A 12,350-nucleotide genomic window follows, 5' to 3' on the forward strand; every position below is an offset into this window, starting at 1 on the left:
GGGCGTCGAGCGCCTCGACGTGTCGAACGACCCGGTGGTCTGGTATCCGACCGACTGGGGCCGGCTGGCCGACCGCGAGCGCGTGGTCGTCTTCCCGAAGCGACGGGAACTCGTCGTCGACCAGCCCACCCAGTTCACCCGCGCGCAACTCTCGCAGTTCGCGTACCTCACCGACACCACCCAGTCGGGTGCCTACCGCTACGAGATCCGCCAAGAGGACGTGTGGGCCGCGCCGTTCGACGACCTCGACGACCTGCTGGGCACCGTCCGCGACGTGCTGCCCGAGCGTGAGCCCCACCTCGAAGACTGGATCGAGAGCCAGTACGAGCGCGCCCGCCAGTTCACCCTCCGGACCCACGAGGACGGCTACGTCGTGCTCGAGGCCGCCAGCGACGACCTGATGGGCAACGTCGCCCGGCAGAAACTCGACGACGGCCAGCTCCGCGCGCCCATCTCGGACGACGAGAGCTGGGTCGCGGCAGACAGCGTGGCCGAGGTCAAGCGCGTGCTCTACGAGGCGGGCTACCCCGTGCAGGACGACCGGACCCTCGAAACAGGCGAACCTCTCGACCTGACGCTGAACCTCGAACTCCGACCCTACCAGCGCGAGTGGATCGAGGAGTTCGTCGACGTGAAGTCCGGCGTGCTGGTCGGTCCGCCGGGCAGCGGCAAGACCGTCGCTGGAATGGCCGCAATCGAGGCGGTCGGCGGCGAGACGCTCATCCTGGTCCCGAGCCGCGAACTCGCCAGCCAGTGGCGCGACCAGATTCTCACCCACACTACGCTGACCGCCGAGCAGGTCGGCGAGTACCACGGCGGCACGAAGGACGTTCGCCCGGTCACCATCGCAACCTACCAGACCGCGGGGATGGACCGGCACCGCCAGTTGTTCGACCAGCGCGAGTGGGGGCTGATCGTGTACGACGAGTGTCAGCATATCCCGAGCAACGTCTACCGGTGCTCTGCGAACCTCCAGAGCAAACACCGGCTTGGCCTCTCAGCGACTCCGGTCCGGGAGGACGACCGCGAAGAGGAGATCTTCACCCTCATCGGCCCGCCCATCGGCACCGACTGGGACGCGCTGTTCGAGGCCGGCTACGTGCAGGAGCCAGAGGTCCAGATCCGGTACGTGCCGTGGGACGGCGAGGACGCCCGGAGCGAGTACGCCAGCACGGTCGGCCACGAGAAGCGCCAGGCCGCCGCGAGCAACCCCGCGAAGCTCCGGGAGATACGCCACCTGCTCGCCGAGCACCCCGGTTCCAAGGCGCTGATATTCGTGGAGTACCTCGACCAGGGCGAACAGCTCGCGGAAGCGCTGAACGTCCCGTTCGTCTCGGGCGAGATGCGCCACGCCCGGCGCGAGCACCTTCTCCAGGAGTTCCGGTCGGGCCAGCGCGACGCGCTGGTCGTCTCGCGGGTCGGCGACGAGGGCATCGACCTGCCCGACGCCGGGCTCGCCATCGTGGCCTCGGGGCTGGGCGGTTCCCGGCGGCAGGGCGCACAGCGCGCGGGCCGGACGATGCGCCCGACTGGCACCGCCCGGATGTACGTCCTCGCGACGCGCGGGACCACCGAGGAGGACTTCGCCCGCCAGCGGATGCAGCATCTCTCGGCGAAGGGCGTTCGGGTGACCGAGCGCAGCGCCGAAGCGGTCGACGACGGTGCTGGCGTGGCCGACGACCGGCTCTGAACCGGTCACCCCTTCGCGTTTTGGGGCAATTAGCACCTGATTATCCGGGCAGTTAGGCCTGATTCTCCGGCCAGTTACGCACGGTCTGCGAGCGAACAGTCGTCGCCAAAAGGCCTCTCAGCGAAAGCATAACAAAGGGAAATAGCGGAATACGTTGGCGCATCAGCGAGATGAACACCGACAACGCTACGATACTGGCTCTGACGCTCGCGTTCCTGGTCGTCGCCTCGGGCGTCCCGCTCGGCGACGCAGGATTCGCGGACACCGCCGCGGCGAACCATCACGGCGGAGACACTTACACGCTCCGCCAGCCCAGCGTGGACCGCTGCTACGAGGTGCAGACGTTCACGCACGACCACGAGAAGATGGTGCCGGAGGTGGTCAAGCGGGGGAGCATCGACGAGGAGGACGGCGACGTGACCGGACAGTTCAAACACCCCGACTGGGACGGTCCGGTCACCATCGAATCCATCATGGACTACCGCTACCGGGCCACCGACGGCTCGGGACAGACCGCGGAGGACGCGCCGTATCTCAACGTCCAGTACCGCTGGGAGCCGTGGGAGGATGGCACCTACGGGCTGTACAACTGGTCGGAGAACGGCGACAGCCACCTGTGGTTCTACGAGAACGCGGCCGGTGACGTGAGCCTCGTGGTCCGCCACGACCGGCTCTACGAGAACATCGGCATCTCCTCGCACAGCCCGTACAACGGCATCTCCGGCCCTCACGAGGGGTTCCTCGAGCGCTCGCCCGGCGACGGACAGGTCTCGTTCGAGTTCGACGATCTACCCTCCGGCGAGTGGGCGTACATCGACGACAAGTACCCCAAGCCGGGGATGGACGACTACTACACCGACGGGAACGTCCGGTTCGGCCACCCCGACGCCGACTTCGTGGACAACGGGAGCGGCGAACCGCTGGATCGGTTCACTGGCGGGTACTTCAGCATCGACTGGTCGTGGGACGCGTGGGAGAACAGCGGGGGTACCGTCAAGCACGGCACCGACGGCGGCGCGTACCGCGGGTTCGACAATCTCGCGCCGGGCGAGTCGGTCACCATCACGAACTCGTTCTCGGGCGACATCGCCGACGGCGACTGGGAGGTCCGGACCAACGACGGTACGACGAACGGCGTCCAGCAGGACCTCGTGATGGGCGAACCGCTGGTCATCCAGCGCGGCCCGGCCTGCACCGACGTGAGCCTCGACAGCGACGCGACCGACGACACCGCCGAGGTCGGCCAGCCGGTCACCTTCGCCGCGGACGCCGACGGGAGTCCCGACGCCTTCCGGTGGGACTTCGACGGCGACGGGGAACCCGACGACGAGACGTCCGGCCCGACCGTGACTCACGCCTTCGAGAACGTGACCGACCGCGAGGTCGGCGTGACCGCGGACTACGGCGATATCGAGGAGAGCGCATCGGTGTCGATATCCGTGATCGAGAACCAGCCCCCGACGGCGAGCCTCGACGTGGAACCCGGCGAGAAGGGCCTCGACGAGTACCACGTCGTCGGCGAACAGCTCACGTTCGACGCGACAGGAAGCTCCGACAACAGCGGCCAGTTCGCCGACGAGTTCGAGTGGTCGTTCGGCGACGGGACGAACACCACGGCGGGCGACCGGGTGACTTACAGCTTCGACGGCGTCGGCAATTACACGGTGGAGGTGCAGGTCAGCGACGCCGCGGGCAACACAGACACGACGAGTATTCCGGTCGAGATCGACGCGGAGGACACCGAGTCGCCGACCCCGCAGGCCGAGGTGACCCCGACCGAAGTCGAGGCTGGCGCATCGCTTACCTTCGACGCGAGCGGGAGCGACGACAACCGCCAAATCGCCGAGTACCGCTGGGACTTCGACGGCGACGGCGAGCCCGACGAAGTGACCGACGAGGCGACGGTCGAGGCGAGTCCGTACGAGTCGGCGGGCAACTACTCCGCCACTCTGGAAGTCGTCGACGGGGCCGGTAACGTCGACAACGCGACCGTCTCCGGGACCGTGACGGAAGCCCAACCGCCAGACATCGTCGACGTGTCCGTGCCCGAGCAGGCCACAACCGGGGTGGCGTTCTCGCTGGCTGCGACGGTCGAGGACGAGGGCCGCATCGCCGAGTACCGCTGGCTCGTCGACGGCGAGGTCGGCGCGACCGGGAGCGAGGCGACCTACACGTTCGACGAGGAGATCTCCGAAACCCGACGCGCGGAGATCCAGCTCGTGGTCGTCGACGCGGCGGGCGAGCGCAACACCACCCGGCGGACAGTGACCGTGCTACCGCCCGACGAGTCGCCGCCCGACGCGTTCCTCTCGGTCGACGACAACGAAACGCAAGTCGGCGACGACGTGACGTTCAACGCGAGCAACTCCACCGACCCGCCCCACCGCGACATCGCGCGGTACCACTGGGACTTCGACGGCAACGGGACCGTGGACAGCGTGACCGACGAACCGGTCGTCGAGCACAGCTACGGCGCGACGGGCACCTTCGAGGCGTTGGTGACCGTCGAGGACGGGAGCGGGAACAACGGCACCGCGACCGCCGTGAACGTCACGGTCGACGAAGCCGAGCGCGCGTTCGGCGGCGGTGGCGGCGGTGGCGGCGGCGGATCGGTGAGTGTGGGACCGCCGCCGGTCGTGACCGAGACCCAGCAGGTCGGCCCGAGCACGACCGAGGTCGACGTGCGGAACGGCCGGGCCGACGAGACGGTGCGGACCGACCTGTCGGCCGCCAATGCGACCGACGGCACGGGGGTTCGGTTCCGGACGCTGGCCGTGAATCTGGCGAGCGACGACAGCCACGTCCTCTTCCGGAGTGCGGCGAGCAGGGCCGCGCCCGAGGGCGTCCCGGCGCTGACCGACGACTCGGTGAGTGGTCCCGCCGCGCCGGCCGAGACGCTGGCGTATCTGGACCTCGGGTCGGCGTATCTGGACGCGACGGTCGAGAACGCCACCGTGACGTTCACCGTCAGCGAGTCCGCGCTCGGCGAGTTCCCCGACCCGACCGACGTGTCGGCGTACCGCTACGACGGCGAGTGGACGCGAGCCGACGCGACCCTCGTCGACACCTCGGACGGGGTCTACCGGTTCGAGACGACCGGCGACGGCCTCGGCACACTCGCGGTCGGGGCGAGCGAGGGGCTCGCGCTGACCGACGCCGCGCTGGCGAACGAGACGGTGACGACCAGCGAGCGAGTCGAAGCCACCGCGACGGTCGAAAATGGGGGACCGACCGCCCGGACGCTGACGCTGAACTTCACGCTGTCGGGCGACGTGGTCGACTCCGCGGCGGTGGAGATCCCCGCAGGCGAGACCCGTGAGGTGACCCTCTCCGGGACGGCCCCGACGCCCGGCACGTACGACGCGTCGGTCGCGAGCGCGTCCACCGGTACGCTCACCGTCGAGCAGGTCGACCCCGCCGACGTGTCGGTCGCCGACGTGTCGCTGAACCGCTCGACCATCGAGGCCGGCGAGTCGGTCGAGATCGCCGCGACGGTCGAGAACGCGGGCGGAGAGCCCGGCGAGGCGACCGTGACGCTCACGATGTTCGGCGAGGACCTGGAGACCGAGACGGTCGAGGTGCCCGCCGACGAGACGACGCAGGTCACGTTCGTCAGGCAGGTTGACGCCGCAGGGAGCTACGAGATCAAGGTCGGCGGCGAGACCGCGACGCTCGACGTGACCGGCACGAACGGCGGCGACGATGGCGACGGCATCGGACCGAGCGGGACCGGCGTGCCCGGCTTCGGCGTCGGTGCGGCCCTCGTCGCGCTGCTCGCGGCCGCGCTGGTGGCGCGACGACGGGGGTGACCCGGCCGGGGGTCGTCACCCATCGCTCGCGACAGCACCGGTGAACTGCCGGATGCTGGACGGGTACGGTAAACAACCCCCGGTCGGCTGGCGGGGCGCAGTGCAGTTGCGCTGCGGCCCGCCAACCGACCGCAACTATCCAGCGGTTACCATTCTCCCCGGATTGAAAGACCGTCGTCGGAGGGTGGTATCGGGAAGAACAATAATAATAAAACGTCCTGAATGGCCACAAAACTAATCTTCTCTCCCTGTCAGTTCAAGTGTATGCCTCCAGCGAGCGCCCAGCGACTCGTCGAGTACCTACGACGCCGGGTCGGCGACGACCTCCGCGGTATCGTGTTCTACGACGAGAGCGGGTGCGACATCCTGTTCCTGCGTGCGGACCTCCGCGGGGACACCCCGACTGCCGTCGCCGAGCGGATGATCTCCTACCTCAAGCACGAGTCCCGGTCGCGCGAACGCCGCGCGTTCCCGTTTGGCGAACTCAACGGGACGGTGCGGTCGTTCGAGGAAGCCGCCGTGATGCACTTCCCGCTGACCCAGGCCCGCGGCATGGTGGTGACTCTCGACCCGAACGCCGCCCGGCAGTTGAACTCGTTCATGAACGACTGCATCGCGCAGTTGTGAGCACGAGTCGACCGAGTAGTCGCGCACCGGCCGAGTAATCGTACGAAGCGGCCGCCGTTAGCAATCCCGCCCGGTCAGCGCCCGAGTAGTAACAACGCTTATCAAATCACTCGTCCTCCGTTAATACATGACCGTCGTCAGCATCTCGATGCCGGACGAACTGCTGAACCGCGTCGACGAGTTCGCCGAGGAGCACGGCTACACCGGCCGGAGCGAGGTGTTCCGCGAGGCCGCCCGCAACCTGCTCGGCGAGTTCGAGGACAAGAAGCTCGAGGACCGCGACCTGATGGGTGTGGTCACGGTGCTGTTCAGCTACGAGAACTCGACCGTCGAGGAGCGGATGATTCGCCTGCGCCACGAGTACGAGAACCTGGTCTCTTCGAACGTCCACAACCACGTCGGCGACCACTACTGCATGGAGCTGTTCATCCTCGAAGGCGACCTCGCGACCATCTCGACGTTCGTCGGCAAGATCCGCGCGACCCAGGACACCTTCACCGTCGACTACTCCGTAATTCCGGTCGACGAGATGGGGCCGTTCGCGGGCCACGAGTGACGTGTCGGCGCGTCCCGGGCGCGCTTCGCGAAGCGCGCCCGGGACGCGCCCGCGAGCTGCACAGTTGCAGTTGCAGGAACCGTCGTCAGTCGCCGAACCCGTCGTCAGTCGTCGGACTTCTGGTCGTCGCTATCGTCGCCGACCTCGCTTTCCTCGCCAGTCGCGCTCTCCTCGAAGTCGTCTTCTGTGCCGCCCTCGCTCTCCTCACCGCCGTCGGCCGCGACCTCCCCGCCGTCCGAGATGGCGGTCTCGCGCTTGCGCTCGAACCACGTCCACTCGCGGGTCTTCAGCCCGTCGCGTTCGAGCTTCCACGGGTCGGCGCTCTCGACGCGCTCTCCTTCCATCCACGAGGTCACGATGTTCCAGACGAAGACGAGTTGGCCGAACGCCAGCAGGAACGTGCCCGCGCCGGCGACCACGTGGAGGTCTTGGAATCCTGGGAGGTAGGTGGCGTAGCGCCGGGGCATCCCGCCGTAGCCCAGGATGAGCAGGGCGAAGAAGACCACGTTCGAGCCGATCATCGTGAGCCAGAAGTGGACCTGCGCCAGCGTGCGCTGGTACATCCGACCGGTGTACAGCGGGAACCAGTAGTAGATACCCGCAAAGCCGGCGATAGCGATGGCTCCCATGACGATGAAGTGGAAGTGGCCCACGACGTAGTAGGTGTCGTGGAGCACGAGGTCTACCGGCACCGACGCGAGGAAGATACCGGTCACGCCGCCGATGATGAAGTTCTGGACGAACCCGATGCAGAACAGCATCGGCGCGGTCATGCGCAACCGGCCGTTCCACATGGTGGTGATCCAGTTGAACGTCTTGACCGCCGACGGCACCGCGATGGCCAGCGAGACGGCCATGAAGCTTCCCCGGATGCGCGGGTCCATTCCGGTCGCGAACATGTGGTGGGCCCAGACGCCAAAGGAGAGGACGCCGATGGCCAGCGTGGAGTAGACGACGAACTTGAACCCGAACAGTTTGCGGCCGGAGAATCTGGGCAGGATGAGGCTCACCAGCCCCATCGGTGGTAGCACGAGGATGTACACTTCGGGGTGGCCGAAGAACCAGAACAGGTGCTGCCACAGGAGCGACCCACCGCCCCCGACTTCGAAGAACGTCGTGCCCAGATTACGGTCGAGCAGCAGCATCACCAGTGCACTCCCCAGAAGCGGGAACGAGAACAGGATGATCCCGGACTGGGTCAGCATCGTCCACGAGAAGATGTCGAGGTTCGCCCAGTCGACGTCCTCCCCGCGCTCGCTGAAGATGGTCGCGATGAAGTTGATCGCTCCCATCGTCGCCGAGACGCCCGAGAGGTGCAGCCCTAGCAGCATCAGGTCCACGCCGGGGTTCGTCTGCTCGACCGACAGCGGCGTGTACATCGTCCACGAGGTCTGTGACGGTTCGATGCCGATGCCCAGCGGTGCGGCGAAGAACCCGAACCAGATGAGGAGCGCGGCGGGCGGGAGCAGCCAGAACGCGATGGCGTTGATCCGCGGGAACGCCATGTCGTCCGCGCCGATCAACAGCGGGATGAAGTAGTTCCCGAACGCCGCGAGGATGGGCGTGCCGAACAGGAACAGCATCGTGATCCCGTGGGAGGTCAACAGCGAATTGTAGAAGTTCGCGCCGATGATCGCCGATTCGGGCGTCATGAGTTCGGTCCGCATCAGGACGATGTTGATGCCGCCCCACGCGAACGCGACGATGCCGTAGGTTCCGTACAGCATCCCGATGTCCTTGTGGTCGACCGTCGTGAGCCACCGGACGAGTCCGCCCGGCTTCTCCTCGTGGCCCACCTCTGTCCCCTCGGCGTATCCGCCGCTCCCCCCGCCGATTGGCGTGTAGGACCGCCAACTCTCGATGCGCATGAGATAGGCGACGACCGCGACGAGAAGGGCCCCCATTACGACAGTGAGTGCGATCTCCCCGGCTTCTACCATACTCGAAGGTGCGGACTACACCACAAAGAAAGGTTGGGCCAAAGCTTTGAACATTCGGAGGTCGGCTTTCCGAGTCAGCTCTCGGCGGTTGGCTTGTTCACGGTTTATTTTTAACCCCGGCGCACGCGAGCAACGCGCGCCGGAGTCAAAGGTACCCTGTCACAACTGTACGTCTATCCCAATCACGGCCCCGACTGCCGCGGACACCGACCCTTTACCTCGCCGAGACCTACCGTAAGCCATGAATATGCTGATCGACGGCGAGTGGCGCGCCGGGGCTTACGAGTCCACCGACGAGGAGGGCGAGTTCGACCGACAGGAGTCAGCGTTCCGCGACAGCGTGTCGGCGGACCCGGACGCCGAGTTTCCGGCCGAGGCGGGCCGGTACCACCTGTACGTCTCGTACGCGTGCCCGTGGGCCCACCGCACCCTGATCGTGCGGAGCCTGCTCGGGCTGGAGGACGCCATCTCCGTCTCGGTGGTCGACCCCTACCGTGAGGACGACGGCTGGCAGTTCACCTCCGACAAGGAGGGCTGCACCGAGGACCACGTCAACGGCTTCGACTACCTGCGGGAGACCTACGTCGCTGCCGACTCCGATTTCACCGGGCGCGTCACAGTCCCCGTGCTATGGGACAAGGAGCGCGAGACCATCGTCAACAACGAGTCGAAGGAAGTCATGCGGATGCTCGACACCGAATTTGGTGACGTCGCAGAGCGCGAGGTGACCCTCTACCCGGAGGGCTACCGCGACGAGGTCGACCGACTCGTCGAGGACATCTACGAGCCCATCAACAACGGGGTGTATCGTACCGGTTTCGCCGAGACTCAGGCGGCGTACGACCGCGCCGTCACGGAGCTGTTCGACGCGCTGGACCACTACGACGACCTGCTCGCCGACCAGCGCTACCTCGCGGGCGACCGCCTGACGGAGGCCGACGTGGCGATGTTCACCACGCTGGTCCGGTTCGACGAGGTCTACCACACGCACTTCATGTGCAACCGCCAGTTCGTCCGTGAGTACGACAATCTCTGGCCGTACCTGCGGGACCTCTATCAGACGCACGGGTTCGGCGAGACGGTACAGATGGACCACATCACGGAGCACTACTACACGACCCACCCGGACGTCAGCCCGAAGCGCATCGTTCCGCTCGGTCCCGACCCCGACTTCGAGGCACCCCACCACCGCGACGAACTCCCCGGCGGGCCGCCCGCGGAACTCGCCGAGAAACCCCTCCGCTGACCCGCAAGCCCAACGTATTTTCCAGCGCGCGACGAATCGCCGACCATGGTGGCTCAAGAGTCCGAGGAGAAACTGGAGCGCGACGAAGCGGTGCCGAACTTCGAACTGGCGGGGACCGACGGCGAGACCCACACGCTCGCGGACTTCGCCGACTACGACGCAGTCCTGCTGGTGTTCACCTGCAACCACTGCCCGTACGCGCAGGCGAAGTTCGACCTGCTGAACCGCGTCGCCGAGGAGTACGACGACGCGGCCGTGGTCGGGATCAACCCCAACGACGCCGAGGAGTACCCCGACGACGACTTCGAGACGATGGTCGAACTGGTCGAGGACGGGACCATCCGGTACGACGCCTACCTCCGCGACGAGACCCAAGCGGTCGCGGAAGCTTACGGCGCGACCTGCACGCCCGACCCGTTCCTCCTGCGAAATAGCGAGGCGCAACGCGCCTCGGACAGTCGAGCGGTGGAACCGCGAGACGACGAGGGCGACACGTTCACGCTCGCGTATCACGGCCGACTCGACGACGCGCTCAACCCCGACGACGAGCCGACCGAGATCTACATCGACGACGCCATCGACGCCGTGCTGGCGGGCGAGGACGTGGACCTCGACTTCATGCCCTCGCGGGGCTGTTCCATCAAGTGGAAGTGACGAAGTTTCGGGAGCGGTTCGAATTCTACTCAGCGATTCCGAAAAGTTGGTGACCCCTCGCCGACCAGCGCCGGCCGACGATGGACAGCGCCCTCCACTCGCTCGTCGTCGACCAAACTATCGACTTGCTCGTCCCCGGCCTCGCGCTGGTCGCTACGCTCGCCGTCGGCGTCTGCGTCCACGAACTCCTCCACGTGATTCCGCTCGCGCTTGCCGACGCGGACTACACCGTCACGGTACTGCCTGACGACGAATCCATTGCGCGTCTCCCGGACGACGACGCGATGCATTCGACCCGGACGGACGGGAGAGCGGCTGGAACCCAGCCACCGGCTACTGCTGGCCGGACCGCGGCGACTCGGTCGCCGCGGTTCGGCCAGTCCGCGCGCGACGGTCTGACGACCCTCCGGAACGCCCTGACCGGCGGGCTGATGCGCGTGGAGGTCACTCATCTCCCCAATGCAACGCCTGACTGGCTGGTCCGCACGGCCGCCATCCTGCCGGTCCTGCTCGCACTCCCGCTCGCGCTGGTCGCGGTCGGCGTGCTCCCCGATCCGCTGGCGGCCGACGACGCTGTTGGAACGGCACTCCTCGTGGCCGTGACCGCCTGCGGGCTACCGAGTCCGGCCGACTGGGCGGTCGTCTGGCACGGCTCGGAACTGTACGACGGGAACTGAGGCGGCGTGATGCCCGACGACTCCGGACCCGACGCGGGCTCCATCTGCGTCTTCGTTTACGTTTGCGCTTTCGTTTCCGGAAACGAAAGCGCAAACGCAAACGAACATCCGGCTCGGTCGAACGGGTCCGTCGCAATGGGCGGGCTACACCCCGAGCGAGAACTACCCGCGCGGGACCAGCCGACCCCGCATCCTTCCGTCGGGTTTACGTGACGGTCGCGAAAATCACTCCCCGATGGACGTACGCACGGTTGCGGGCCGACTCGCCGGTCGAGCCCGAACCGCACTCGCTCGCCGGTTCGGCGTCGACCCGCGAGCGCTGGCCGCCCTCCGGATCTCGCTGGGCCTGCTGCTGCTGGCGGACCTGGCGCTTCGCTCCCGGCACCTCGTGGCATTCTACACGGATGCCGGGGTGCTCCCGCGGGCGCTCCTCCGCGAGCAGTTCCCCGCGTTCGCAACCGTCTCGCTCCACGCGATGTCGGGGTCGGCGTGGGCGCAGGTCGGGCTGTTTGTCGTCGCGGGCGCAGCCGCGCTGGCGCTGCTGGCCGGCTATCGGACTACGCTGGCGACCGCGGTGTCGTTCGCGCTGGTGGTGTCGCTCCACGCGCGCAACCCCATCGTCCTCAACGCGGGCGACTCGGTCCTCCGGCGACTGCTGTTCTGGAGCGTCTTCCTCCCGCTCGGCGGGCGGTGGTCGGTGGACGCGCTTCGGGAGCGGGCCGGGTCCGCCCGAAGCCGAAGCGCACGAGTCGCGAGCATCGCTTCGGCCGCGCTGCTCGTGCAGGTCGTCCTCGTGTACGCGACGAACGCGCTGTTCAAGCTCCGCGGGGAGAACTGGCTGTCGGGCGAGGCCGCGCGGTACGCGCTGGGCCTCGACAGCCTGACCATCCTGCTCGGCGACGTGCTTGGCCAGTTCCCGGCCATGTTGGGAGCGCTCGACCTGTTTTGGATCGCCCTGCTCGCGACGAGTCCACTGTTGCTCGCACTCACGGGGTGGCCCCGAGCCGTCTTCGCCGGACTCTTCGTCGGGATGCACCTCGGGATGGCGTTCTCGCTCCGGCTCGGCGTCTTCCCGTTCGTCTCGACCGCGGGCCTGCTGGTCTTCCTCCCGCCGCGGTTCTGGGACGCGGCGGAGCGCGGGGCCGCGCGCG

Annotated in this window: 9 protein-coding genes; 8 read left to right on the forward strand and 1 reads right to left on the reverse strand. The window is 67.3% G+C overall.

What is annotated here, in order from left to right; genetic code table 11:
* The 4 genes from DPQ64_RS17760 to DPQ64_RS17775 form a co-directional block, all read left to right on the forward strand.
* On the forward strand, positions 1 to 1,690 hold a 1,690-nt coding region (locus tag DPQ64_RS17760; RefSeq protein ID WP_115865644.1), incomplete at its 5' end, for a DEAD/DEAH box helicase.
* A 170-nt stretch (positions 1,691 to 1,860) separates the two neighbouring features.
* Positions 1,861 to 5,499, forward strand: coding sequence for a PKD domain-containing protein (locus tag DPQ64_RS17765; RefSeq protein ID WP_115865645.1), 3,639 nt, complete (start codon positions 1,861 to 1,863; stop codon positions 5,497 to 5,499).
* Positions 5,500 to 5,763: 264 nt separating this feature from the next.
* Complete coding sequence (locus tag DPQ64_RS17770) at positions 5,764 to 6,126, forward strand: DUF7522 family protein (RefSeq protein ID WP_115865646.1); 363 nt, start codon at positions 5,764 to 5,766, stop codon at positions 6,124 to 6,126.
* Between the two features lie 127 nt (positions 6,127 to 6,253).
* Positions 6,254 to 6,682 carry a CopG family ribbon-helix-helix protein gene (locus DPQ64_RS17775; protein WP_115865647.1) on the forward strand — a complete coding sequence of 143 codons (429 nt, stop codon included), beginning with the start codon at positions 6,254 to 6,256 and terminating at the stop codon, positions 6,680 to 6,682.
* 104 nt (positions 6,683 to 6,786) lie between these two features.
* On the opposite strand, the gene DPQ64_RS17780 is transcribed toward DPQ64_RS17775, so the two are convergent.
* Positions 6,787 to 8,586 carry a cbb3-type cytochrome c oxidase subunit I gene (locus tag DPQ64_RS17780; protein ID WP_115865651.1) on the reverse strand — a complete coding sequence of 600 codons (1,800 nt, stop codon included), beginning with the start codon at positions 8,584 to 8,586 and terminating at the stop codon, positions 6,787 to 6,789.
* 277 nt (positions 8,587 to 8,863) lie between these two features.
* Between DPQ64_RS17780 and DPQ64_RS17785 the strand changes: the two genes are divergently transcribed.
* The 4 genes from DPQ64_RS17785 to DPQ64_RS17800 form a co-directional block, all read left to right on the forward strand.
* The gene (locus tag DPQ64_RS17785) at positions 8,864 to 9,868 is read left to right on the forward strand and encodes a glutathione S-transferase family protein (RefSeq protein WP_115865648.1); all 1,005 of its coding nucleotides are present in this window, start codon (positions 8,864 to 8,866) and stop codon (positions 9,866 to 9,868) included.
* A gap of 45 nt (positions 9,869 to 9,913) precedes the next feature.
* Positions 9,914 to 10,522 carry a thioredoxin family protein gene (locus tag DPQ64_RS17790; RefSeq protein WP_115865649.1) on the forward strand — a complete coding sequence of 203 codons (609 nt, stop codon included), beginning with the start codon at positions 9,914 to 9,916 and terminating at the stop codon, positions 10,520 to 10,522.
* A gap of 80 nt (positions 10,523 to 10,602) precedes the next feature.
* Positions 10,603 to 11,199 carry a hypothetical protein gene (locus tag DPQ64_RS17795; protein WP_115865650.1) on the forward strand — a complete coding sequence of 199 codons (597 nt, stop codon included), beginning with the start codon at positions 10,603 to 10,605 and terminating at the stop codon, positions 11,197 to 11,199.
* Between the two features lie 235 nt (positions 11,200 to 11,434).
* On the forward strand, positions 11,435 to 12,350 hold a 916-nt coding region (locus tag DPQ64_RS17800; protein WP_198662195.1), incomplete at its 3' end, for an HTTM domain-containing protein.

This window comes from Halorussus litoreus (assembly GCF_003382685.1).
GTDB lineage: Archaea > Halobacteriota > Halobacteria > Halobacteriales > Haladaptataceae > Halorussus > Halorussus litoreus.